The following is a 22,178-nucleotide window of genomic DNA, read 5'->3' as shown; positions in this document are numbered from 1 at the left end:
GGGCCGAGCGGCCCACGTCCGGGGCGTCGCCGTGCCGGGCTCCGCCGCTGTCGGCGGGCGCCCGGGCTCTGGAGCCGGGCCCTGCGTTCCGTGCAGGGGCCGGTCGGCCCTCGCGGCGGACCGCACCGGATGCCACGGTGGCAACAGGACGTCCCGCCGAGCGACGCGGCGTGCTGGCGAGAGGCGGTGGTGAGGATGGAGTTGCCCTTGGTCGTGGGTGTGGACGGTTCGGGTCCGAGCCTGACCGCGGTCGACTGGGCGGTGGACGAGGCCGCCCTGCACGGTCTGCCGCTGCGGCTGGTGTACGGCTCACTGTGGGAGCGCTACGAGGGGACCGTGCCCTCGGGCAGTCCTCAGTGTCCCTCGGAGCAGGTGATGGCCGAGCACGTGGTCGCCGCCGCCGAAGAGCGGGCACAGCGCCGCAACCCCGCGGTGAAGGTGACCACGGACGTCCTTCCCGAGGACGGGGTCCACGCTCTGCTGGGCGCCGGAGACACCGCCTTCGCCGTGGTCACCGGCTCCCGGGGGCGGGGCGAGCTGAGGGGGCTGCTGCTGGGGTCCGTGAGCCTCGCGGTGGCCGGCATGGCACGGTGCCCGGCGGTCGTGGTCCGCGGGGACACGGCCGGCCTGGCCGGGACGCACGAGCGGATCCTGCTCGGCGCCGGTGAAGCCGAGATCGGTCGCGAGGCGGTCCGGTTCGCCTTCCACGAGGCCGAGGCACGCCGTTGCGTCCTCCAGGTCGTACGCGCCTGGCGCATCCCGGCACCCGGGACGGCCGGCACACAGACGGCGGGCGGGAACTCCGTCCTGGGACACGTGGGGCAGGCCGCCGCACTCGTCGAAGAACTGCTGAGCGAGGCGATGGACGACCACCCCGCGGTCCGGGTGCGGCGTGCGACCGTCGAGGGCCCGGCACACAGGGTGCTCGTGGACCGCTCGGCCGCCGCCGACCTGGTGGTCCTCGGCGCCCGGCGCAGAACGCGAGTCTTCGGGCTCCAACTGGGCCGCACGGCACACGCGTTGCTGCACCACGCGAGCTGCCCGGTGGCGGTGGTCCCGCAGCGGGCGTGACGGCCCGCCGACGGCGGCGACGGACTCCGGCGAATTCTCTGCCGGAACCCGTTCCCGCGCTTCAGCCTCATCGCGGTCGCAGGGGCGTCCGGCTGCCGCGGCGACGGCGTCCCGGAGTACGCCTTCGGCCCGAGCCGACGGGACGGCAAGCCCCTGCTGCGGGACTTCGCGGGGCGCCGCCGGGTGGCCGGCCGTGACCGCTCGGCCTTCGAGGAACACCCGCACCTGGCCCTGCTGAGCACACGCGGAGACGGACCGGCGGACTGGCTGGTCGCCGGTCAGGCGCTGGAACGCGTCCTGCTGGAGGCCACATCGGCCGGCCTGGCCACGTCTTTGACCTCCCATCCGCTGGAGAGCGCGGACCTGCGTCTGCTGAGCCGCGATCCCGTCGCCGGCCGGGGCCACGTCCAGATGGTGCTGCGCCTCGGCTACGGGCCACCCGGTCCGGCGACGCCCCGCAGGCCCGTCGAGGACGTCCTGGACGTCCTGGATGATGTGGCGGGCACACCGGACAGCTGAGCCGGGAGGGGGGCCGGCGGCGGCCGCCGCCCCCTGCTGCGGCTCGGAGTGGCCAGATCGGCGCCGCGTTCCTGCCCGCGTTCGTGGCCGCGCGGTTCGATCACTCGACGGTGACGACCCTGCCCGTCACCGGCAGCCAGATCACGCGGATCCTGTACCGCACAGGCCATGGAGGCGCCGCCACAGGGGCCAGGGCGACGGTCGACGCGCTGCGGCAGGCGGCCCGCGAGTACGCCGAGGCGGCCACCGCGGGCGGCCGTACGAAGGGCGGCATCGTCATCCGTCCTCTGCGCGATCCCACTGACCCCGCCCCGGCCACCGCCGTGCGTGTGGCGAGGGCGAGATGAGGCCGACGAGGGTCGTGGTCTCATGATGACGTGGTGCGGGGGACGGACTCCTGCACGTCCGCGTGGTTCCCGCTGTCACTGCCTCCGCCATGGGCCCGCGACCGTGACCGAGGTCGCGCAGGCGGGCCCTGATCCACGGACGAGACGGCCGTGAGAGTCGCCTCCGTACCGCAGGTCGTGCTGCCGATGACCATGAGGCCGCAGCTCGCTGGGAACCCCCGGAGATCGCGAAGGCGGTCGGCGCCTCCCGGATCCGAGGCCAGCCGAGCGACTTCCCGTCCCGCTCACGGCGCCGGGCCGTCGTGACCGGTGAGATGGAGCCTGACCGGTCGCTCACCCCGTCCGTCTCAGAGGAAACACAGGGCTTCCGACCGCTGGTGCGGGAGCCGTGTCCTGAGCTAGATGTGGAGTGTCATGTCTATGACCAGGAACCTGACTTGTGGTCAGGTCTCGCGTACCCGAGGAGCAACCCCCATGAACTTCTCGTCGGCGCTGTCCTTACGCGGCGTGCGTCCGGTCGCCCAGGCCGTGTTCCGCCTGGTGACCGGCTTCCTCTTCGCCTGTCACGGCGCGGCGTCCCTGTTCGGCGTCCTGGGCGGAGCCCACGGCGGCGGCACGGTACCCGCCCTCCAGTGGCCGGGATGGTGGGCCGCAGTCATCGAACTGGCCGGTGGAGCCCTCGTGGCCCTCGGCCTGTTCACGCGGACGGCAGCCGTCGTCTGCTCGGGGTCCATGGCCTATGCCTACTTCAGCGTGCACCAGCCCAACGCTCTGTTCCCGATCGACAACGGGGGTGAGCCGGCGGTCATGTTCTGCTGGACGTTCCTGCTCATCGCCTGCATCGGGCCCGGCGCCCGGGCTGCGGAGTCCCTGCTCAGGAAGAGCACGACCGCCGCAGCGGACGAGGACGGCGTGGCGCCCGTGCCCACCTCGTAGCCCCGCCTCAGGCGGTCGGCAGGGCGCATGGACGGCGCACGAAAGAGCCTCGGCGATCACGTGGGGGCTTTCGTGCGCACGGCCCCTGCCGGACCGCCGCGCCCCAGGTGTGCTGACCGGACGGAACAGTGACGCGCCTGGCCGGCCGGCGGCCCGCCAGGCAGTGAGTGACGGGGCCTCACGCTGGACCGAGGCCCGTGCGGCTCATGTGCCCCGAAAGCGCGGGCGGCGCACACATCAGCCACGGCGGTCTGGGCAGCGCGCCCGCCCACCGGGCCGCCACCGTCGCCGGGAGCGTGGAGAGCTCCCAGGCGCTCACCGGTGCGCTGTACGCCGTGCCGGGCGCCCAGGCAGAAGGGTCGGGCACCATGAACAACGTCTCCTTCGGCAACGAGCACGTGCAGTACAACGAGACCGTCGCCTCCGGCTCAGGCACGGCCGGTGGCCGCCCCGGCGCCCTCGGCGAGAACCTCCTCGAGCGTGCCGATGGCACCGTGACCTCGCTACGGGGTTGCGACAGCGCGGAGGTCGCCGCGGGAGACGCCCTCGTCGTCAGTCCCCCGGGGGGCGGCGGATACCGGTCACGCCGAGGAGGCATCGCCGTAGACCGGGGCTGTCCGCTGTCCGCTGTCCGCTGTCCGGGGCGAGGGCGGGCACCTGTCGCCGGTCGATGGCGCGCCGCACACGTGCGGGCCGGGCGCGAGCGGCCGACGCGAAGCGGATCGAGCGGGTGCGGGTGAGCTCGCGTGATCGCCGCCCTCTCCGCAGAATGGTGCTGTGTCCAACCCGTCCCGCGGGTACGACGGCCGCGCCCGGCGGCATGCTCCTACCCGCGAAGTGGGTGTCGCGTACCCGGGAGGCGGCATGCACCACCGAACAGTCGATGAGCTCATGTCCCGGGGCGTCGTCCGGGCACGGCCCGACACACCGTTCAAGGAACTCGTCAGGCTGCTGGAGGAGAACGACGTCACCGCCGTGCCCGTGGTGGACGATCACGACCGTCCCATGGGTGTGGTGTCCGAGGCGGATCTGCTGCGCAAGAGCGCCGACCAGGCGGATCCGTCGGGCAGGACCCCCGTCCCGAACCTGGAGGCCTGGGAGCGGGCCAAGGCCGAGGGCGCCCGTGCGGAGGAGCTGATGTCGGCGCCCGCGGTGTGCGCACGGCCCGAGTGGACCGTGGTCGAGGCCGCCCGGCTGATGGAGACCCAGCACGTCAAACGGTTGCCTGTGGTGGACGAGGCCGATCGGCTCCTGGGCATCGTCAGCCGTGGTGACCTGCTGCGGGTCTTCCTGCGCCTTGACGAGGCGATCCGCGAGGAGATCACCGGAGACCTTCTGCGGCGTACGCTGGGAATCGACGCCCGGGACGTGACCGCGACGGTACACGATGGGCGTGTGACCCTCACCGGCACAGTGGAGGACCGCGCTCTGATTCCCGTGGTCGAGCAACTGTGCCGGGGTGTCGACGGCGTGGTGTCGGTCTCCGGGAATCTGGGGTACCGGGACGAGGCCCCGGATCCGCGCGGCGGCGCCTGAGCGGGGACGTTCGCCGGTGCCGGTCGACTCGCGGCACCGGGCCGACTCCGGCTTGCGACCTGCCGGCCGTTGCTCGCGCGTTGCGACCGGCCACGACACCCCGGCCCCCCGGGGACCACCCCTGGACCGCAGCGCGCCGCACGGTGTGCGAGGACGAGTGGGACCAGGGACTTTCGGAGCCCGTGCTGGGGCTGTTCGGCCTCAGCGGGAGGGGTGTGCGGGAGGTGCACTTGGGGTGTCGGCAGTCGCGACCGCAGCCAGGAGGAGAGAACGATGGCCACACTCGCGCGCAGGCAGAGGTTTCCGTTCCCGGAGATTCCCGAGTGGTTCGAGGCCTTCCCCGCACGGTTCGCGATGCCCGGGACGGGCGATCTGTGCGCGGTCCGGATCGAGGAGTACATGGAGGAAGGCCGGTACGTCATGCGGGCGGAGCTGCCGGGTGTCTCCCCCGACGACATCGACGTGGTGATCAGCGAGGACACGCTGACCGTCAAGGCCGAGCGCACGGAACGCGAGGTGGACAAGCACCGCAGTGAGATCCGGTACGGCTCCATGAGCCGCAGCGTGACCCTGCCGCCCGGGGCCGACGAGGACGACGTCAGGGCCGACTACACCAACGGCATGCTCACCGTGAGCGTGGGGGTCGGGCGCGAGAAGACCGAGGAGCGGCACATCGAGGTCAAGCGAGGTGAGTGATCGCGCACCGCGGCGCAGCGGTCGCCGGGTGCGCGCCGTGAGGGCGCCGGGTCCGCCGCAGGGCATCCGTGTCCGGCGGGCCCGGCGAGGCCGGCTTCGGGGGACCGGGAAGGGCGCCGCGTGATGAGGCAACGTACCGTGGGCGATCTGATGACGCCCTCCGTCGTGAGCGTGCGGCCGGGTACGCCGTTCAAGGAGATCGCACGGATTCTCGACGAGTACGAGATCACCGCGGTCCCGGTCGCCGACGACCAGGACCGCCCGGTCGGGGTGGTGTCCGAGGCGGACCTGCTCCGCAAGCAGACGTCCGGCGGCGGGGCGACCAGCGCGGGTGACCTGATGACGAGTCCCGCCGTGGTCGCGGAGCCCGACTGGCATGCCGTGCGTGCCGCGCGGACGATGGAGCGGCACAAGGTCAAGCGCCTGCCCGTGGTGGACGGCAACGGCCGCCTGATCGGTGTGATCAGCCGCAGCGACCTGGTGCAGCTGTTCCTCCGCAGGGACCACGCCATCCAGGAGGAGATCGTGGAGGACGTCGTCGTCCGGACGCTGGGCCTGCCGCCTTCCGCGCTGGGCGTCGAGGTCGCGGAGGGCCGGGTGACGCTCAGCGGCACCGTCGCACACGAGCACCTGGTCCCGATCCTCGTACGCCTGTGTGAAAGCGTCGACGGGGTGGTGGAGGTCGTGGACCGGCTCGGCCCCGGCCAGGACGAAGCCGCCGGCCGCGCCCCTGAACACAGTGGTGCCGGGGCGGCCTTCGAGCCCCGGCACTCACCCGGTACCCGGCGCTGAGGACGCCGATGCGGAAGGAGACGGAGGTGGAGACCCACTCGATCTGCTCCACGATCGGCCGTGCCGTCGGTGCCGTGACGGTGCACGATGGCGTGGTGGACCCGGGCGGACGGGGGCCGCGCACCGCGATCACCGGGTCGGTGGTCCGGGCAGGGGACGTCGAGGGCATGGTCGAGGTGAGCAACCACCTGGCTGCCGTCCGGCGCCCGGCAGGATCGACGTGCCCCGGACGGCGGAGCCCGCACGGTGCACCGGGGCAGCCGGCCTTCGCCGGTTCCCCGACACCGGCGAGCCGTAAGAGCCATTCGCCGTGCCGAAGGAGATGCCATGGACACGGACACCGGTGAGACCGCCGCGGCGGCCGCCTCGCCGGGCAGGGTGATGGGCAAGGACGGGATGGCCGCCCTGGTGGACATCCTGGCCGGGCGCGGGTACACCGTGGTCGGCCCCACCGCGCGGGACGGTGCGATCGTCCTGGCGGAGCTGGAGTCGGCCGACCAGCTGCCCTACGGGTGGGGTGTGGAGGCGGAGGCCGGACGCTACCGGCTGCGCGAACGGCCGGACGGCGCTGCCTTCGCCAACGCGGCGGGGCCCCAGTCGTGGAAGACGTTCCTGCACCCGCCGCGGGTACGGCAGTGGTCCGCCGACCGGGTCGGTGAGGAGACGGTGTTCAGCGCCGACCTGACGCGGCCTCCCCGTTGGGCGTTCCTCGGAGTGCGCTCGTGCGACCTGCGGGCCATCGCCGTCCAGGACCGGGTCCTCGTCGGCGGAGCCCATCGCGACGCCGTCTACGAGGGGCGCCGTTCGGGAGCGTTCGTGGTGGCCGTCGAGTGCACGGAGCCCGCGGGCACCTGCTTCTGCGTCTCGATGGGTACGGGGCCTGCGGCCGGCCCGGGCTATGACCTGGTGCTGACGGAGGTGGTCGATGACGACGGTCATCGCTTCTGGATCCGCAGCGGCAGCGCGGAAGGCGACGAGATCCTCGCGGAACTCCCGGCGCGGCCGGCGGATCGCGCCACCCGGGAGGCGGCCCGGGCCGGCGTCGCCGCTGCCGCCGAACGCATGGGGCGGACCATGCCGGAAACCGACCTGCGGCAGCTGATGGCCGGCACGCTGGACGCCCCTCGCTGGGACGACGTCGCCGGACGCTGCCTGACCTGCGGCAACTGCACCATGGTGTGCCCGACGTGCTTCTGCACCACCACCGAGGACGTAACCGACCTGACGGGTGACCATGCCGAACGGTGGCGGGTGTGGGACTCGTGCTTCGACCTCGACTTCTCCTACCTGCACGGCGGCCCGGTCCGTGCGTCCACGCGCAGTCGCTACCGCCAGTGGATGACCCACAAACTCGGCACCTGGTACGACCAGTTCGGCTCCTCCGGCTGTGTCGGCTGCGGCCGGTGCATCGTCTGGTGCCCGGTCGGTATCGACATCACCGAGGAAGCGGCCGCCCTGCACGACTGGTCGCGTTCCCGGCCCTCGGAGGAGGGCGCATGACCGGTCCGGCCACGCCGCTCGACTTCCTTCCCCCCGCCCAGCGTGAACGCCTGCTCGCCCTCGGTCTGGAGGCGGCGTTCCCGGCCGGCACGCGGCTGTTCGAGGAGGGCGGGGAGGCCGACCGCTTCTGGCTGTTGCGCAGCGGCCAGGTCGACCTCGACATCCACGTTCCGGGGCGGCACCCCGCGCCCGTGGTGGAATCGCTCGGCCCGGGCCAGCTGCTGGGCTGGTCGTGGATCTCCCCGCCGTACCGCTGGCACCTGGGGGCCCGGACGGCGGACGCGGTCCGGGCGACGCAGTTCCCCGCCGGCCCCGTACTCGGCCTGTGCGCGGCCGACCCGGCACTCGGCTACGTCCTGATGCGCCACTTCACCGGCGTCGTCGCCGAGCGCCTGCAAGCCACCCGTGTCAGGCTGTTGGACATGTACGGGCCATACGGAAGCCGCCCGGCATGAACACGGCGACGCCTCCGCTGCCCTACCGGGTCGCCTCCACCGTGGAGGAGACCGCGGACACCCGGTCGTTCGAACTGGTACCCGTGGCGCGGCAACTGCCGCCGTTCTCGCCGGGTCAGTTCGCGATGATCTACGCCTTCGGGGTCGGCGAGGTGCCCGTCTCGGTCAGCGCTCTGCACGGCCCGCACGGCGGGCTGGTGCACACCGTCCGTGCGGTGGGCGCGACCTCGACGGCGCTGTACCGGCTGCGCGACGGCGACACGGTGGGTCTGCGCGGCCCGTTCGGCACGGGATGGGATCTGGAGGCGGCAGCCGGTGATGACGTGCTCGTGATCGCCGGTGGCATCGGGCTCGCCCCGCTCAGACCGGTGGTGCACGTGCTCCTCGACCGGCCCGCGGCTCACACGCGGTTCGGCGTCCTCGTGGGCGCCCGCACCCCGGCCGACCTCGTCTACCGGGAGGAGGTCGAAAGCTGGCGGGGGCAGGCCCGGGTGGGGGTGACCGTCGACCGGCCCCTGCCCGGCTGGCCCGGTGAGGTGGGCGTCGTCACCGCGCTCCTGAACCGGTTCGCCCTCCGGCCGGCCCGTACCCACGCTCTGGTGTGCGGGCCGGAGGTGATGATCCGCCACACCGCGCGCGCCCTCGCCGGCCGGGGCGTCCCGGCGCACCGTCTGCAGGTGTCGCTGGAACGAACCATGCGCTGCGCCACCGGCCACTGCGGCCACTGCCAGCTCGGCCCGCTCCTGCTGTGCCGCGACGGCCCCGTCGTCGCCTACGACCGGGCCGAGCCCCTCCTGGCGGTACGGGAGCTGTGAACTGTGGACACGGACACCGGCCCGGACGCCGGCCACCGCCCGGCACTCGCCGTATGGAAGTTCGCCTCCTGCGACGGCTGCCAGCTGACCCTGCTCGACTGCGAGGACGAACTGCTCGCCCTCGCCGACCGGGTGCGCATCGAGCACTTCCTGGAGATGTCCGCCGCCGAGGGGCCGGGAGGGGAGCGCGCGGAACTCGCCGGACGAGGCCCCTACGATCTCTCGCTGGTCGAGGGCTCCATCACCACGCCGCAGGACGCCGAGCGCATCCGGCACGTCCGGCGCCTCTCCCGGCGTCTGGTGACCATCGGGGCCTGCGCCACCGCCGGTGGCATCCAGGCGCTGCGCAACTTCGGGGAGGTGGCGGAGTTCCGCGCCGCGGTGTACGCCCGTCCGGAGTACATCTCCACGCTCGCCACGTCGACCCCGGTCTCGGCACACGTACCGGTCGACTTCGAGCTGCGGGGTTGCCCCATCGACCGCCGCCAGCTCCTGGAGGTCATCACCGCCTGCCTCGCCGGCCGCAAACCCGGCATTCCCGGTCACAGTGTGTGTTTCGAGTGCAAGAGGCGCGGTACCACCTGCATCACCGTGGCCCACGGCACCCCCTGCCTCGGCCCGGTCACCCATGCGGGGTGCGGCGCCATCTGCCCGGCGTACAAACGCGGCTGCTACGGCTGCTTCGGGCCGACCGCCCGGCCCAACCTGCGCTCCATGGTCCGGGAACTGCGCCACGACGGTATGAGCGAGCGGGACATCCTGCGTGTCTTTCACACCTTCAACGCGGCCGCACCGGAGTATGCCCCCGTGCCCGGGCTCGTGGAAGAGGCGCCGGGCAGCTCACGGGCTGAGAAGGACACGACTGCGGAAGGGGCCGAATGAGCCATCGCGGATCTCGCGTGCTGCGGCTGGAGGCACTGGCCCGCGTGGAGGGCGAAGGCGCCCTCCACCTGCAGGTCCATGACGGCACGGTCGCCCAGGCGCGGTTGCGCATCTACGAACCCCCGCGTTTCTTCGAGGCGTTCCTCGTCGGCCGCGGACACACCGAGCCACCGGACATCACCGCCCGGATCTGCGGCATCTGCCCGGTCGCCTACCAGATGAGCGCCTGTCTGGCGATCGAGAACGCGTGTGGTGTCACCGTCGACGGCCCGCTCGCGCAACTGCGCCGACTGCTGTACTGCGGTGAGTGGATCGAGAGCCACACCCTGCACATCCACCTGCTGCACGCTCCCGACTTCCTCGGCCACCCGAGCGCGGTCGAACTCGCCCGCGACGACCGGGCCGCCGTGGAGCGCGGCCTGAGGATCAAGCAGGCGGGCAACGCGGTCCTGGAACAGCTGGGCGGCCGATCCATCCACCCGGTCAACGTACGCGTCGGCGGCTTCTACCGGACCCCGGCACCGAACGAGCTGCGCGCGCTGGCCGGACGGCTGCGGCAGGCCCGCGAGGACGCGCTGGAAACCGTGCGCTGGGTGGCCGGATTCGATTTTCCGGACGCCGTGTGCGACTACGCCCTGCTCGCCCTGAGTGAACCGGGCCGCTACGCCGTCGACTCGGGAACGCCCACGGTCCTGCCCGCCTCCGACGACAGCGGCCCGGCCTCCGGCGACGGTGACACCGGGCCGTGGCCTCCACCTCGTGCCTTCCGCGTGGCCGACTTCGAACAGCACGTACACGAAGAGCAGGTGGCACACTCCACCGCTCTGACCGCCACCCTCGACGGGCGCCGCTACCTGACCGGCGCACTGGCCCGCTTCGCCCTCAACAGCCGTTGGCTGCACCCCGCGGCGGCCGAGGCCGCCCGGGACGCGGGACTGGGCGATTGTGCCGCCGGCGCGGTCTGCCGCAACCCGTTCCGCAGCATCGTCGTGCGCGCCGTGGAAGTGGTGCACGCCATCGAGGAAGCACTGTGCATCATCGACGCCTACGAGCCCCCGGCCCGGCCGGCCATCGACGTCCGGCCGCGCGAGGCGGTCGGCACCGGCGCAACCGAGGCACCCCGGGGACTGCTCTACCACCGCTACGCCGTGACCGAGGACGGCACCCTCTCGGCCGCCCGCATCATCCCGCCCACGGCCCAGAACCAGTCGGCCATCGAGGCGGACCTGCGCCGGACGGTCCAGACGCGCCTGGACATGCCCGGACCGCCCGCCGCCGACGAGGAACTCACCACGCTGTGCGAACGGGTCATCCGCAACCACGACCCGTGCATCTCCTGCGCCGCCCACTTCCTCGACCTGACGGTGGAGCACACATGAGCGGCCGCGTCGTCGTGGTGGGCGTGGGCAACGCCTTCCGCCGCGACGACGGCGCCGGTCCGGCCGTGGTGGAGGCCCTGCGCGAGCGAGTCCCCGACGACACCGTGCTGAGGGTCAGCGACGGCGAAGTGGGGCGGATGCTCGACCTGTGGTGCGGTGCCGACACCGTCGTGGTGGTGGAATCCGTTCGCGGGCGGCCGGCCCGACCCGGTCGGCTGCACACGCTGTCGGTCACCGAAGCGGCGACGGGCGCGAGTGCCTCGACGAGCACCCACGCCCTCGGCCTCGGAGAGTGCTTCGCCCTGGCACATGCCCTGGACCGGCTCCCACGGGAACTCGTGGTGCACGCCGTGGAGGTGGCGGACGTGGAACTCGGCACAGGTCTGAGCGAAGCCGTTCGCTCGGCCCTGCCGGCCCTGATCGACCGCGTCCTTGCCAGCGTGAGGGAGGCGTACGACCACCGTCCGTGAGCGGACGCGGCTCCTGTCCGACGGGCCGGGCGCGCCGGGTCAGGGCCGGCCGGCCCTGGCCATTCGTCCCGGCCCGGGTGAAGATTCCTGTGGACGGCCGAGCGCACCACGAGGAGTGACCGATGGCGCACAGTGAGCAGGTCGAACCCGGTACCCCTGTCCGGGTCTTCCTCCTCGACGACCACGAGGTGGTGCGGCGCGGGGTGCACGACCTGCTGGACGACGAACCGGACATCGAGGTGGTCGGCGAGGCCGGCACCGCCCGGCAGGCGCTGGCGCGCGTTCCCGCCCTGCGCCCCGACGTGGCGGTGCTCGACGTACGGCTGCCGGACGGTGACGGTGTGAGCGTCTGCCGTGAGCTGCGTTCTCGTCTGCCGGCACTGGCCTGCCTGATGCTGACCTCCTTCGACGACGAGGAGGCGCTGCTGGACTCGATCATGGCCGGCGCCTCCGGGTACGTGCTGAAACAGATTCAGGGCTCCGACCTCGTCACCGCCGTGCGCACCGTGGCCCGCGGTCAGTCGCTGCTCGATCCCAGCGCCGCCACCAAGCTGATGGCCCGGCTGCGGGGAGGGCAGCAGCAGGAGGAGGAACCGGACGCGCTGCCCGGCCTGACCGACCGGGAACGGGAGATCCTCGCCCTGATCGGTGAGGGCCTCACCAACCGCCAGATCGGCCAGCGTCTCTACCTGGCCGAGAAGACGGTCAAGAACCACATCTCCCGGTTGCTGGCCAAGCTCGGAGTCGAGCGACGGATCCAGGCCGCCGTCATCGCCACGCAGGCCCGGGGCCGACTGCACGGTGACACCCGCTGAGCAGGGTGCGAACTGCTCGCTCCTCGCGAAGGACCGGCCCGCGTCCCCGGCTTCGGTCGGCCGTGAGTGCCCCCGGCGGGAGGTGACCGGGACGCGCCGTGCCACAGTCGCTAGGGTGGAGATGAGCGAGCGGCTCTCGGTGTGTCGCGGGGGCTTGGAGGATGACCGGTGGGAATCCCCGAGGAGTTCGATCAGGCCCAAACGGCCCGTGTGCGGCTGCCCCACCTGCGGCTCGACGAACTGCTGGATGAACTGCAGGCGCGGCTGGACGCCGCCCGTGGTACGCGGGACCGGGTGCACAGCCTGCTGGAGGCCGTGCTCTCCGTCGGCCGGGAGCTGGAGCTGACGCAGGTACTGCACCGCATCGTGGAGGCCGCAGCGGTTCTGGTCGACGCCGAGTACGCGGCCCTGGGCGTGATCGGCCCGGACGGCAGCCGCTTGTCGGCGTTCCACACGGTCGGGGTCGGCGCGGAGGACATCGCCGCGATCGGTTCCTACCCGGAGGGCCACGGCATCCTCGGCGAACTGATCCGGAACCCGGAGCCTCTGCGCCTCACCGAGCTCGGCGAGCACCCGTCGTCGTACGGCTTCCCGCCCCACCACCCCTCGATGAGCACCTTCCTCGGCGTCCCGATCAGGGTGCGCGACCAGGTGTTCGGCAACCTGTACCTGACGGAGAAGCGCGGCGGGGGCGAGTTCGACGACGAGGACGAGTCGGTCCTGTCCACGCTGGCGGTGGCGGCCGGCGTGGCGATCGACAACGCGCGGCTGTACGAAGAGTCCCGACTGCGTGAGCGCTGGCTGCAGACGAACGCGGAGATCACCCGCAGCCTCATGTCGGGTGCCGCTCAGAGGGAGGTGCTGGGACTGATCACGGAGCGCGCTCGGGAGATCACAAGGGCCGCCCTGGCGGTGATGTCCACGCCCGTGCAGAACACCGGCACCCTCACCGTCGAACTGGCCATCGGCCGGCAGGCGGAGGCGCACCGCGGGCTGGTGCTGGCAGTGGAAGGCACTCTCACCGGACAGGCGTTCGCCACTGGCGCACCTGTGAGCAGTCCGGACGTCGCGCACGACGAACGCGTGACGGCCGGGCCGCCGCGGTTCGCGGGCCTCGGACCGGCGGTGGCGGTTCCCATCGGTTCCGGCGAGCACGTCCGGGGGGTCCTCCTGCTGGCCCGTGAGGCGGGCGCCGACGACTTCTCGGAGCAGGAACTGGAGACGCTGAAGGGCTTCGCCGCGCAGGCCGCTCTCGCCATGGAGCTGGCCGAACGCCGCCAGGACGCCGAGCAGATCGCTCTGCTGGAGGACCGCGACCGCATCGCCCGGGACCTGCATGATCTGGCCATCCAGCGCCTCTTCGCCACCGGGATGACCTTGCAGAGCGCGGGCCGGTTCATCGACCACGAGGGAGCCAAGGAGCGTGTCCTGCGGGCCGTCGGCGACCTGGACGAGACCATCAAGATCATCAGGTCGACGATCTTCGGCCTGCACACCCGCGACGACGAAGCCTCCTCCGGCCTGCGGACACGTGCGGTCCGGGTGATCGCTGAGGCCACTCCCGTGCTCGGCTTCGCGCCCGCTGTGCGGATGGAAGGGCTGCTCGACACCCATGTGCCGCGGGAGACCGCGGACCACGTGGTCGCCGTCCTGTCCGAATCCCTGACGAACATCGCGCGTCACGCCCGGGCGGACCGCGCCGAAGCGGTACTGGAAACCGACGGCACGACCGTGCGCCTCACCGTCGTCGACAACGGCATCGGGATCCCGCCCGGAGGCCGCCGCAGCGGTCTGGCCAACATGGCCGCACGCGCCCGCAAACTGGGCGGCGGTCTGGAGATCACCACTCCCGAGGGCGGGGGAACCACGCTGGTGTGGCACGCGCCGGTCAGCGGCACGCAGGGGCCGGCCGAGAGCTGAACGGCCGCAGACCACAGCGGTGACGGCCGGGGAGCCGGTACGCAGGACGCCAAGCCGGGGAAACCGCGCCGTACGTCCCTGCCGGGCGGGACCTCGGGCCGTTGGTGCCGGTGACGGACCCGGGTGATCCTGGGAAGCGGAGTCCATGAGGGAGGGCATGATCATGCATGCTCAGATTGGCGATCGACTGCTCGTGGAAAGCCCGGTCACCGGCGTCACCCGGCGTGACGGCGAGATCGTCGGCCTGCACCACGACGACGGCACACCTCCGTACGACGTGCGCTGGTCGGACACCGGCGAGGTCACGCTGCTCTTCCCCGGGCCGGACGCGCACGTCCGGCACCTGGTACGGGAAGAGGCTCCGACCGGCGGGACGAGCCCCGCTGAACCCGCGGCTCCCGCGGCGGGGCAGCCGGGTGACTTCGGACGACGGCTGGCGGCGGCCCGCCGCCGCCGGGGGTTCAGCCTGGAGGAGACGGCGGCCCGGGCCCGGATGGCGCCGCAGTACCTCGGCTATCTGGAACAACGCCCGTCCGATCCGGGCACCGCAACGGTCCTGCGCCTGGCCGACGCGCTGGACACCACACTCGCCGCTCTGCGCGGCGACGATCAGGAGCTGCCACCCGGCCGGGGCCAGGCCCTCCTGCGCCCTGAGCTGACGGACCTGTCCCCGCAGGAGTGCAGGGCGCTGCTGTCCACGCACGGAGTGGGGCGCATCGCGTTCACCACCCCGCAGGGGCCCGCCGCGTTCCCGGTCAACTACGACGTGATGGACGACGCCGTGTTCTTCCGTACCGCGCCTGGCTCTGCTCCTGCCGGGGCCGTGGGGAACGAGGTCGCGTTCGAGGTGGACCGCATCGACGAGGCGATGAGCCGGGGCTGGAGCGTGCTCGTGGTGGGTCGTGCCGAGGCCGTGGAAGACCCGCAGACGACCCGCCGCCTGGGGGAGTGGGCCCGTAGCGAACCCTGGGCCGGCGGCGAACGCCCGCTCTGGGTGCGAGTGCTCCCCACCCGCCTCACGGGGCGCCGGATCACACCGGCCGGCACGTGAGGGCGGACAGCCGCCGTCGCCCGCGACCCGCCGCCGGGCGGAGCGGACCGGCTGAAAACACTCGGAGCCGGAACCGGTGCCTGGCTCAGGACGGCGCGGCGGGCCGCGAGAGGGGGCCGTGGACGCCCCGCCCGCGTTCCGGTCGCCGGGGGCATGCGGGTCCTGCCGGGCGACGAACTCCTGCCCGTCTCGCGCGACGTGGCGGAGCAGGAATCCGTGCGGCCTTTCGGTGACGGGCGTCCGGTCAGGGGTGTTCACGCCGTCCCGCCGGTGTGCCGCCGTCGTGAACGGTCAGCGCGCCCGGTGGTGGTCCTCGCGGACCACGACCACCGGACAGGCCGCGTGCTGGGCGCAGCGCTGGCTGACCGAACCCAGCATCGCCCGGCTGAAGGCGCCACGGCCACGACTGCCGACGACGAGGACTTCCGCGCCCTGTGAGGCGCGGATGAGCACCTCGGACGGGTCGCCTTCCACGAGGTGCTCGCGCAGTCCGGCCGGGCGCTCCTGCTTGGCGAAGACGCTGCTCAGTTCTTCCGCGAACCGCTCCCGGGCCTGCTCCAGATCGAATTCGGGATCGATCGCCGGCCCGGTCCAGCCGACGTCCGACGGCGTGTCCCAGGCATGGATCGTCTCCACGACACCGCCCACCAGCCGCGCGTACCGCACCGCCCAGCGCAGCGCGGCGTACGACGACGGCGAACCGTCCACCCCCACGACCACCCGCGGCTCAGGTTCTGACGACTGCATGACCACCTCACTGGAACGTCGCTGTTGCCTGCCTCCACGCTGCCGGGCGGAGCGGAACCCTGCCAGCCGGCGCCCCGGGCGCGCCCGCGCCGGCAAGAGGGCGGGCGATCGCGCGCCGCCGGATCCGCCGGCCCGCCTGCTCCCGTTCCGGTGTCGCACCCGCCACGAGGCAGGCGGTACGGCCCGCGCAGGGCGCTGTGCTGCCGGCCCGCCGCGTGCGAGCGGGTCGGTCGGCCGGAACAGGGGACTTGCGGCCCCTGCCCGCCCGGAGGGTCGGCAGCGCATGCTCTAGACGGATCACTTGCAGGAGGTGGGACGATGTGCCGCCCCGTCGCCGTCGGCCTCGACGGATCATCCGAGAGCCGGGCAGCCGCCGAATGGGCGGCGCGCGAGGCTCAGCTCCTGGGCACGACGGTCAAGCTCGTACACGTGTGGGAACCGGTGTCCGAGCCCGTCGCGCTGACGCGGCTCCTGGACGGGCGGACACGTCGGAACTGGAGCGAGAGGACGTTCCACGAGGCCCTCGCCGGCCTGCGGCTGCGTCACCCCGACGTCGAGGTGAGCACCGAGGAACTGTCCGGTGTTCCGGCCGAGGCACTCACCAAGGCCGCCGACGACGCGGAACTGCTGGTGCTGGGTTCGCGTGCCCTGGGCGGGGTCGCGGGGTTCCTGGCCGGCTCGGTCGGCCTTGCCGTCCTGGCGCGGGCCGAAAGGCCGGTCGTCTCGGTCCGCGCCGGTGAGCAGGCCGCGGATGAGCACGAGATGGACCCCGTGGGCATCCCGTCCGCCGCGACCGCCTTCCGGGACGTCGTCCTGGGACTGGACACCGGCCACCCGGGCGGGGAACCGATCCGGCTCGCCTTCGAGGCGGCCCGGCGCCGCGACACCCGACTGCACGTGGTGCACGGCTGGCGGCCGCCGGTGTACTCCGGCCACGGCAGGCCTGCGGACGCCGGCCTGGCCGGATCGCCCGCCGTGAGCCGGGCCGCCGTCCTGACCGACGTGCTGCGCCCTTGGCGGCAGCGGTACCCGCACGTCGAGGTCGTCGAGAGGTCGCGTTCGGGCAGCGCTGCCGAGCTGCTGGTCGAGGCGTCCCGGCGCGCTTCCCTCGTCGTGGTGGGCCGGCGCCTTCGCCGCACCGCGCCGGTGCCGCACATCGGGCACGTCACCCACGCCGTCCTGCACCACGCCGGTGCCCCGGTCGCCGTCGTGGCAGACGGCTGAACCCCTCGAAGACACACGCATGGGAGCATGAGGACGATGGACCTTCCCCTGGTAGTCGGTGTGGACGGATCCGAATCCAGCCTCCGGGCGGTCGAATGGGCGGCTGACGAGGCCGCCCTGCGCGCGGTTCCGCTGCGGGTGGTGCACGCCTCGCTCTGGGAACGCTACGAGGGCTCCGCGCTCGCACGGGAGCTGGGCAGGCCGGACGCGCGGGTTCTGGCCGAGGACATCGTCCGGGCCGGCGCCCGCCGTGCTCGCGGCCGGCAGGCCGGCCTCGCGATCAGTATGGCCGCCCTGCCCGAGGAACCCGCGTACGCGCTGGTCCGGGAGGGCAAGAACGCCTCCGCCCTGGTGGTGGGCAGCCGTGGCCGCAGCGGCGTGGTGAACCTGCTGCTGGGGTCGGTCAGCCTGTTCGTGGCCGCGCACGCCGACTGCCCGGTGTTCGTGGTGCGGAGCAGCAACGACAACCAGGCCCGTACGGCGGTGCACGGCCGGGTCGTCGTCGGCGTCGGGGGCGCGCCGGCGGCAGCGGTGCGGTTCGCCGCCCAGGAGGCCGAGCGGCGCGGGGTGGTACTGCATGCCGTACGAGCCTGGCGGTGCCCGGCGCACGAGACGATCGACCATCCGCTGTTCGCCGGCGCGCCCGAGCGCCTGTACGAGGAGCAGGCCGTCGACGCGCTGGAGTCGGCGCTGCGGGATCTTCTCCCGGATGTGAAGGTGCGGCGACGCACCGTGGAGGGGCCCGCCCACAGGGTGCTCCTGGCCGCGGCGCACGAGGCGGACCTGCTGGTGGTCGGGGCCCGGCGCCGTCCGGGGCGCTTCGGGCTGCAGCTCGGCCGGGTCGCCCACACCGTCCTGCACCACTCGGCGTGCCCCGTCGCCGTGGTACCCGAGGAGACGTGAGGCCGCGGCTGGTGTGAGGCCCCAGCGAACACGGTCAGCCGGCCCGGCGGTCCGCCACCAGTACGTGGGCGTCAGTGGCCGAACGTCCATCTGCGGCTTAGGGCCGACCGGCCCCGGGGGACGCCCCCGGACAGCCCCTGGGCTCCCGCCCCCCGTCGCAGGATGCTCGACACGTCCGAGACATGAAGCCGGTCCGGGGAGTTGTCGTCCGTGCCGACAGGGCCGAGGAGGAACGGACATGAAGCACAACAAGATCGGTTCGGTGATGACGGACGACGTCGTCCGGGCCGAGTACGGCACTCCGTTCAAGGAGGTCGCGCGCCTGCTCGACGCCCACCGGATCAGCGGTCTCCCGGTCGTGGACGAGGACGAGCACGTCATCGGCGTGATCTCGGAGACGGACCTCATGACGCGCCAGGTGCTCGAACCGGCTTCGCGTGAGCCGGGGCGCCACTTCCGTGTCCTGCTCACGTTGTCCGCCCGGCGCCAGGCGGTCAAGGCGAAGGCCCGCACGGCCGGGCAGCTGATGACGCAACCACCCGTCACCGTGCACGCCGACGAGACCATCGTGGAGGCCGCCCGGACCATGGCCGAGCGTCAGGTCGAGCGGCTGCCGGTGATCGACGACGAGGATCGCCTCGTCGGCATCGTCACCCGGCGCGACCTGCTGCGGGTGTTCCTGCGGCCGGACATCGAGATCCGCGAGGAGGTCATCCGCGAGGTGCTGGTGAACACCTTGGGAGTGGCCCCGCGCAGCATCGCGGTCTCGGTGACCGAGGGCGTCGTCACGCTGGAAGGCCGTCTGGAACGCAGGAGCGACACCGAGATCGCCATGTCGATGACCCGGCAGGTCGACGGGGTGGTCGAGGTGGTCGACAGGCTCACCCACCGGGTCGACGATTCGCACGTACGCCTCGCCGACGGCAGCAGGCAGGGTGGACTCGACGAGTGGCTGCACGGCCCCTGAAGGTGTGCGCTCCCGTCGCCTCACCGAGGTGCTTGCGCGGAGCCGGCGGACGTCGGCCCGCAGGTGTCCTGCCCGACTGCCTTCCGCGGCACGGTCTCTCGGCCGTGCCGGTGGCCGGGCGGTCGTACCGCTGGTCTGCGCGGCAGCCTCCGGTGACGGTCAGCGACTGCTGCCGGCCGTCCCCGACGCCGCACCGGCGCGGGCGACGAGGCGCTCGCGAAGCACCTCGGTGGTGTGCGACAGGCGGGCCGACAACTTCGGCACGGGTGGGGCCGGGGCGCGCACACGGAGGGCGGCTTCGGGCAGCCCTGCCAGGTCCCGTACCAGACGCGCGTGCGCCGCCGCGAGGGTGTCGGGCGGGCCGGTGCGGCGGCCGTCACGCATCACGGTGCGCAGGAGGGGTTCCGCGCCGTCAGGAGCGGGCTCGTCGTACAGCGCGACAAGGTCGGGTGCGCCGGGACGGCGGTGGACCTGCTTGCGTCCTGGTGTCGTGGCCTTCGCCGACGACAGCTTCATGACCGGGCGGCCGTCGTACTCGACCAGCTTGTAGGCGGAGTCGAGATAGGGGGCGTCCGCCGAGGTGCCGACACGTGTGCCGACCGCGTAGGCGTCGATGGGCGCCCCGGAACGCGCCAGGGCGTCCACGCCGTACTCGTCGAGGCCGCCACTGGCGACGATGCCGACCTCGAAGAGCCCCGCGGCGTCCAGGACCCGCCGGGAGCGGCGGGCCAGCTCCCCGAGATCTCCGCTGTCGAGACGGACGGCGCAGCCGGGACCGCGGCCGATGTCCCGCAGGACCCGAGCCGCCGTCCGCACACCACGGAGTGTGTCGTAGGTGTCCACGAGCAGGGTGACCGGCCCCGGATGGGCGCGGGCGAAGGCACGGAAAGCACCCTCCTCGTCCGGGAACGCCTCGATGTAGGAGTGCGCCATCGTGCCGGACGCGGGAAGTCTCCACCGGACCGCTGCGGCGACGTCGCTGGTCCCCGCGAAACCCGCGATGGCCCCGACCCTGGCCGCCTGCAGACCGGCCGAGACGCCGTGGGTACGGCGCAACGAGAAGTCGATCACCGGATGACCGGCCGCCGCCAGGACACAGCGCGCGGCCTTGGAAGCGACGCTCGTCTGGTGGGTGACCTGGTTGAGCAGGAACGTCTCCACCAGTTGCGCTTGCGCCATCGGCGCGGTGACCTCCAGCAAGGGCTCACCCGAGAAGACCACGCGCCCCTCGGGAACGGCACGCACCTCGCCGCGGAAGCGCAGGCCGCGCAGGCTCGCGAGTTCCTGCGGCGGGCGGCCCAGGGCGGCGGCGAAGTCACGCACGTCGGCGCAGGTGATGTCGAAGCCGGCCAGGAAATCCAGGGCGGACTCGACTCCGGCGCTCACGAGGAACCCCCGCTCGGGCGGCAGGTCACGCACGAAGAGACTGAACGTGGCCGCACTGTCCATTCCCTCGCGCAGGTAGGACAGCGCCATCGTCACCTCGTACAGGTCCGTGGTGGTCACATCCGACATCGCGCTCACCTGCTGGGACCGGGCCGGAAGCGGGCGGCTCTCCTGCGAGCCCGGCGCCCTCTCCCAGCGTCGGCGGGCCCGCCCGGCCGGGGTAGGGCCGATCGGTACCCGGCGGCGGGCGCGCGGCGCCGGGTCCGCCGCGACGTTTCGCCCCGTCGCCGCGGCCGGGACGCTCGGCCCCCATTCCGAGCCGTTCGGCTCTCCTCCAGGCGAGGCCCGTCGGACACCGTGGATGGAGAGCCGCGCTCGCGACGGGAGGAGGCGGAGAGCATGCGTACCGTTGTGGCCGGCATCGACGGGTCCCCCGAGAGCCGGGCTGCCGCCGACTGGGCGGCGCGGGAGGCAGGGCTCCTCGGGGCGCCGCTGAGACTGGTTCATGTGTGGCAGCCTCTGGAACAGGCGCCGCTTCCAGGCATGGACACGCTCCAGGACCAGGCCGGACAGATGCTCCGCGATGTGGGCGGGGACGTGCGGCGGCGCCACCCGCACATCGAGGTGAGCGTCGCGCACCTTCCCGGACGGCCTGCCGCGGTGCTCTGCCAGACTGCGAACGAAGCAGAACTGCTGGTTCTCGGCTCGCGCGCCCTCGGCGGGGTGGGCGGGTTCCTCGTGGGATCCGTCGGCCTGTCCGTCGCGGCGCACGCCGAACGGCCGGTCGTGCTCGTCCGAGCCGACCGGCACCTCGTCGACGGTGATCACGAGGAGTCGTCCGGGTACCGCCCGTCCGTCCGGGACGCCCACTGCCGGCCTGTCGTACTCGGACTCGACACCGCTGCCCCGGACGACGGGCTGATCGAGTTCGCCTTCAGGGCGGCGGAGCGCCGCACCACGTCACTGCGCGTGGTTCACGGCTGGTACCCGCCGCCCTACTTCGGACCCACCCCGGCGGCCGACGCCGAGTTGCACGCCTCGGCCGCCAGGAGCGCGACCGCCGTCCTGACCGAGGTGCTGCACCCATGGCGGCACAAGCACCCGAACACCGAGGTCGTCGAAGACTCGCGGTTCGGCAACGCCGCGCAGCTCCTGGTCGGAGCGTCCCGGGGTGCGTCCCTGGTCGTCGTGGGACGGCGCCTGCGCCGGGGGCCGTTGGGAACCCACATCGGCCCTGTCGCCCACGGCGTCCTGCATCACGCCACCGCACCGGTGGCGGTCGTGGCGCACCCATGACGTCCCGAGGACCCCCGAGGTGGTTGCGCCGCAGAGGGTGCTCGGCCCGGGCGTCGAGGATGAGGGCATGGCGCGGCGGGCGCGGGCGCTCCGTGACAGCCGCTGCCATCGGGAGCAGGCGGGAAGTGGGTGGTGAGGATGTTCTGGTTCCACGGCGTGCCGGGTTGGGGCTGGTTCGCCATGAGTCTGGGGACGTTGTTCTTCTGGGTGCTGCTGATCGCCGCCGGAATCCTCCTGGCCCGCGTCCTGACCCGTGGTGCGGGCCATTCGCAGGCACCCGGCGGCACCGGACGCCCCACCCCCGAACAACTGCTGGCCGAGCGCTTCGCCCGCGGGGAGATCGACGAGGACGAGTACCGGCGTCGGCTGAGCGTTCTGCGGCAGGGCCCCGGCCGGCCCGAACGGTGAGACCTGCGCGGAGGCTGGTCGCGGGGCCCCGGGGGGGGGCGGGGGGGGGGGCGGGTTTGCCCG

The 22,178-nt window shown here is 72.9% G+C and carries 22 protein-coding genes and 2 pseudogenes; 22 read left to right on the top strand and 2 right to left on the bottom strand.

The features are described 5' to 3' along the window. Positions 1-195: 195 nt before the first annotated feature. The 17 genes and pseudogenes from ACFC02_RS16095 (at position 196) to ACFC02_RS16015 (ending at position 15,184) form a co-directional block, all read left to right on the top strand. Positions 196-1,071 carry a universal stress protein gene (locus ACFC02_RS16095; RefSeq protein ID WP_376356958.1) on the top strand — a complete coding sequence of 292 codons (876 nt, stop codon included), beginning with the start codon at positions 196-198 and terminating at the stop codon, positions 1,069-1,071. A gap of 102 nt (positions 1,072-1,173) precedes the next feature. Next, positions 1,174-1,590, top strand: a pseudogene (locus ACFC02_RS16090) (nitroreductase); the annotation flags it as partial. Between the two features lie 110 nt (positions 1,591-1,700). Continuing rightward, positions 1,701-1,937: a hypothetical protein gene (locus ACFC02_RS16085; RefSeq protein ID WP_376356956.1), complete on the top strand. Its 237-nt coding sequence runs from the start codon at positions 1,701-1,703 to the stop codon at positions 1,935-1,937. A 474-nt stretch (positions 1,938-2,411) separates the two neighbouring features. Next, positions 2,412-2,873, top strand: a complete 462-nt coding sequence (locus ACFC02_RS16080; protein WP_376356954.1) for a DoxX family protein — start codon at positions 2,412-2,414, stop codon at positions 2,871-2,873. A 260-nt stretch (positions 2,874-3,133) separates the two neighbouring features. Further along, a pseudogene (locus ACFC02_RS16075) lies at positions 3,134-3,451 on the top strand (hypothetical protein); the annotation flags it as partial. Positions 3,452-3,737: 286 nt separating this feature from the next. Beyond that, positions 3,738-4,409: a CBS domain-containing protein gene (locus tag ACFC02_RS16070; RefSeq protein ID WP_376356952.1), complete on the top strand. Its 672-nt coding sequence runs from the start codon at positions 3,738-3,740 to the stop codon at positions 4,407-4,409. Positions 4,410-4,682: 273 nt separating this feature from the next. After that, positions 4,683-5,105: an Hsp20/alpha crystallin family protein gene (locus ACFC02_RS16065; protein ID WP_376356950.1), complete on the top strand. Its 423-nt coding sequence runs from the start codon at positions 4,683-4,685 to the stop codon at positions 5,103-5,105. Between the two features lie 123 nt (positions 5,106-5,228). Next, entirely contained in the window at positions 5,229-5,897 is a 669-nt protein-coding gene (locus tag ACFC02_RS16060; RefSeq protein WP_376356948.1) for a CBS domain-containing protein, read from the top strand. Positions 5,898-6,224: 327 nt separating this feature from the next. Further along, positions 6,225-7,397, top strand: coding sequence for a 4Fe-4S dicluster domain-containing protein (locus ACFC02_RS16055; RefSeq protein ID WP_376356946.1), 1,173 nt, complete (start codon positions 6,225-6,227; stop codon positions 7,395-7,397). After that, positions 7,394-7,852 (top strand): Crp/Fnr family transcriptional regulator, encoded by a 459-nt coding sequence (locus ACFC02_RS16050; protein WP_376356944.1) that lies wholly within the window; start codon positions 7,394-7,396, stop codon positions 7,850-7,852. The genes ACFC02_RS16055 and ACFC02_RS16050 overlap by 4 nt, the downstream gene beginning before the upstream one ends. Beyond that, on the top strand, positions 7,849-8,667 hold the full coding sequence (locus ACFC02_RS16045) for an FAD/NAD(P)-binding protein (protein WP_376356942.1): 819 nt from the start codon (positions 7,849-7,851) through the stop codon (positions 8,665-8,667). The genes ACFC02_RS16050 and ACFC02_RS16045 overlap by 4 nt, the downstream gene beginning before the upstream one ends. Positions 8,668-8,670: 3 nt before the next feature. Then, positions 8,671-9,549: an oxidoreductase gene (locus ACFC02_RS16040; RefSeq protein WP_376356940.1), complete on the top strand. Its 879-nt coding sequence runs from the start codon at positions 8,671-8,673 to the stop codon at positions 9,547-9,549. After that, entirely contained in the window at positions 9,546-10,928 is a 1,383-nt protein-coding gene (locus ACFC02_RS16035; RefSeq protein WP_376356938.1) for a Ni/Fe hydrogenase subunit alpha, read from the top strand. The genes ACFC02_RS16040 and ACFC02_RS16035 overlap by 4 nt, the downstream gene beginning before the upstream one ends. Further along, a complete protein-coding gene (locus ACFC02_RS16030) occupies positions 10,925-11,398 on the top strand; it encodes a hydrogenase maturation protease (protein ID WP_376356936.1) in 474 nt (157 codons plus the stop codon). Before ACFC02_RS16035 ends, ACFC02_RS16030 begins: the two co-directional genes overlap by 4 nt. 122 nt (positions 11,399-11,520) lie before the next feature. Further along, a complete protein-coding gene (locus tag ACFC02_RS16025) occupies positions 11,521-12,213 on the top strand; it encodes a response regulator (RefSeq protein WP_376356934.1) in 693 nt (230 codons plus the stop codon). A gap of 168 nt (positions 12,214-12,381) precedes the next feature. Next, positions 12,382-14,133 (top strand): GAF domain-containing protein, encoded by a 1,752-nt coding sequence (locus ACFC02_RS16020; RefSeq protein WP_376356932.1) that lies wholly within the window; start codon positions 12,382-12,384, stop codon positions 14,131-14,133. Positions 14,134-14,296: 163 nt separating this feature from the next. After that, positions 14,297-15,184, top strand: coding sequence for a pyridoxamine 5'-phosphate oxidase family protein (locus ACFC02_RS16015; protein ID WP_376356930.1), 888 nt, complete (start codon positions 14,297-14,299; stop codon positions 15,182-15,184). Positions 15,185-15,475: 291 nt separating this feature from the next. Here the strand turns inward: ACFC02_RS16015 and ACFC02_RS16010 are convergent, their stop codons facing one another. Next, positions 15,476-15,931: a universal stress protein gene (locus ACFC02_RS16010; protein WP_376356928.1), complete on the bottom strand. Its 456-nt coding sequence runs from the start codon at positions 15,929-15,931 to the stop codon at positions 15,476-15,478. A 318-nt stretch (positions 15,932-16,249) separates the two neighbouring features. Here ACFC02_RS16010 and ACFC02_RS16005 point away from each other — a divergent pair, with 318 nt between their 5' ends. The 3 genes from ACFC02_RS16005 (at position 16,250) to ACFC02_RS15995 (ending at position 19,025) form a co-directional block, all read left to right on the top strand. After that, positions 16,250-17,155 carry a universal stress protein gene (locus tag ACFC02_RS16005; protein ID WP_376356926.1) on the top strand — a complete coding sequence of 302 codons (906 nt, stop codon included), beginning with the start codon at positions 16,250-16,252 and terminating at the stop codon, positions 17,153-17,155. Between the two features lie 36 nt (positions 17,156-17,191). Further along, complete coding sequence (locus ACFC02_RS16000; RefSeq protein ID WP_376356924.1) at positions 17,192-18,058, top strand: universal stress protein; 867 nt, start codon at positions 17,192-17,194, stop codon at positions 18,056-18,058. 238 nt (positions 18,059-18,296) lie between these two features. After that, positions 18,297-19,025 carry a CBS domain-containing protein gene (locus tag ACFC02_RS15995; RefSeq protein ID WP_376356922.1) on the top strand — a complete coding sequence of 243 codons (729 nt, stop codon included), beginning with the start codon at positions 18,297-18,299 and terminating at the stop codon, positions 19,023-19,025. A gap of 159 nt (positions 19,026-19,184) precedes the next feature. Here ACFC02_RS15995 and ACFC02_RS15990 read toward each other — a convergent pair whose 3' ends face one another. Continuing rightward, positions 19,185-20,540, bottom strand: a complete 1,356-nt coding sequence (locus ACFC02_RS15990; RefSeq protein WP_376356920.1) for a nicotinate phosphoribosyltransferase — start codon at positions 20,538-20,540, stop codon at positions 19,185-19,187. A gap of 270 nt (positions 20,541-20,810) precedes the next feature. Here ACFC02_RS15990 and ACFC02_RS15985 point away from each other — a divergent pair, with 270 nt between their 5' ends. Continuing rightward, positions 20,811-21,707 (top strand): universal stress protein, encoded by an 897-nt coding sequence (locus ACFC02_RS15985; protein WP_376356918.1) that lies wholly within the window; start codon positions 20,811-20,813, stop codon positions 21,705-21,707. 138 nt (positions 21,708-21,845) lie between these two features. After that, positions 21,846-22,115: an SHOCT domain-containing protein gene (locus ACFC02_RS15980; protein ID WP_376356973.1), complete on the top strand. Its 270-nt coding sequence runs from the start codon at positions 21,846-21,848 to the stop codon at positions 22,113-22,115. The last annotated feature ends 63 nt before the right edge of the window (positions 22,116-22,178 follow it).

This window comes from Streptomyces sp. NPDC056160 (assembly GCF_042268205.1).
Taxonomy (GTDB): Bacteria; Actinomycetota; Actinomycetes; order Streptomycetales; family Streptomycetaceae; genus Streptomyces.
The sequence above is the reverse complement of the archived record's forward strand: the minus strand, read 5'-3'. Positions and strand labels throughout refer to the sequence as shown.

Bases quoted from the DNA above. Each gene is read 5' to 3' on its own strand.
- ACFC02_RS16095 (WP_376356958.1), top strand. From the start codon at position 196: ATGGAGTTGCCCTTGGTCGTGGGTGTGGACGGTTCGGGTCCGAGCCTG.
- ACFC02_RS16080 (WP_376356954.1), top strand. From the start codon at position 2,412: ATGAACTTCTCGTCGGCGCTGTCCTTACGCGGCGTGCGTCCGGTCGCC.
- ACFC02_RS16070 (WP_376356952.1), top strand. From the start codon at position 3,738: ATGCACCACCGAACAGTCGATGAGCTCATGTCCCGGGGCGTCGTCCGG.
- ACFC02_RS16065 (WP_376356950.1), top strand. From the start codon at position 4,683: ATGGCCACACTCGCGCGCAGGCAGAGGTTTCCGTTCCCGGAGATTCCC.
- ACFC02_RS16060 (WP_376356948.1), top strand. From the start codon at position 5,229: ATGAGGCAACGTACCGTGGGCGATCTGATGACGCCCTCCGTCGTGAGC.
- ACFC02_RS16055 (WP_376356946.1), top strand. From the start codon at position 6,225: ATGGACACGGACACCGGTGAGACCGCCGCGGCGGCCGCCTCGCCGGGC.
- ACFC02_RS16050 (WP_376356944.1), top strand. From the start codon at position 7,394: ATGACCGGTCCGGCCACGCCGCTCGACTTCCTTCCCCCCGCCCAGCGT.
- ACFC02_RS16045 (WP_376356942.1), top strand. From the start codon at position 7,849: ATGAACACGGCGACGCCTCCGCTGCCCTACCGGGTCGCCTCCACCGTG.
- ACFC02_RS16035 (WP_376356938.1), top strand. From the start codon at position 9,546: ATGAGCCATCGCGGATCTCGCGTGCTGCGGCTGGAGGCACTGGCCCGC.
- ACFC02_RS16030 (WP_376356936.1), top strand. From the start codon at position 10,925: ATGAGCGGCCGCGTCGTCGTGGTGGGCGTGGGCAACGCCTTCCGCCGC.
- ACFC02_RS16025 (WP_376356934.1), top strand. From the start codon at position 11,521: ATGGCGCACAGTGAGCAGGTCGAACCCGGTACCCCTGTCCGGGTCTTC.
- ACFC02_RS16015 (WP_376356930.1), top strand. From the start codon at position 14,297: ATGCATGCTCAGATTGGCGATCGACTGCTCGTGGAAAGCCCGGTCACC.
- ACFC02_RS16010 (WP_376356928.1), bottom strand. From the start codon at position 15,931: ATGCAGTCGTCAGAACCTGAGCCGCGGGTGGTCGTGGGGGTGGACGGT.
- ACFC02_RS16005 (WP_376356926.1), top strand. From the start codon at position 16,250: ATGTGCCGCCCCGTCGCCGTCGGCCTCGACGGATCATCCGAGAGCCGG.
- ACFC02_RS16000 (WP_376356924.1), top strand. From the start codon at position 17,192: ATGGACCTTCCCCTGGTAGTCGGTGTGGACGGATCCGAATCCAGCCTC.
- ACFC02_RS15995 (WP_376356922.1), top strand. From the start codon at position 18,297: ATGAAGCACAACAAGATCGGTTCGGTGATGACGGACGACGTCGTCCGG.
- ACFC02_RS15990 (WP_376356920.1), bottom strand. From the start codon at position 20,540: ATGTCGGATGTGACCACCACGGACCTGTACGAGGTGACGATGGCGCTG.
- ACFC02_RS15985 (WP_376356918.1), top strand. From the start codon at position 20,811: ATGCGTACCGTTGTGGCCGGCATCGACGGGTCCCCCGAGAGCCGGGCT.
- ACFC02_RS15980 (WP_376356973.1), top strand. From the start codon at position 21,846: ATGTTCTGGTTCCACGGCGTGCCGGGTTGGGGCTGGTTCGCCATGAGT.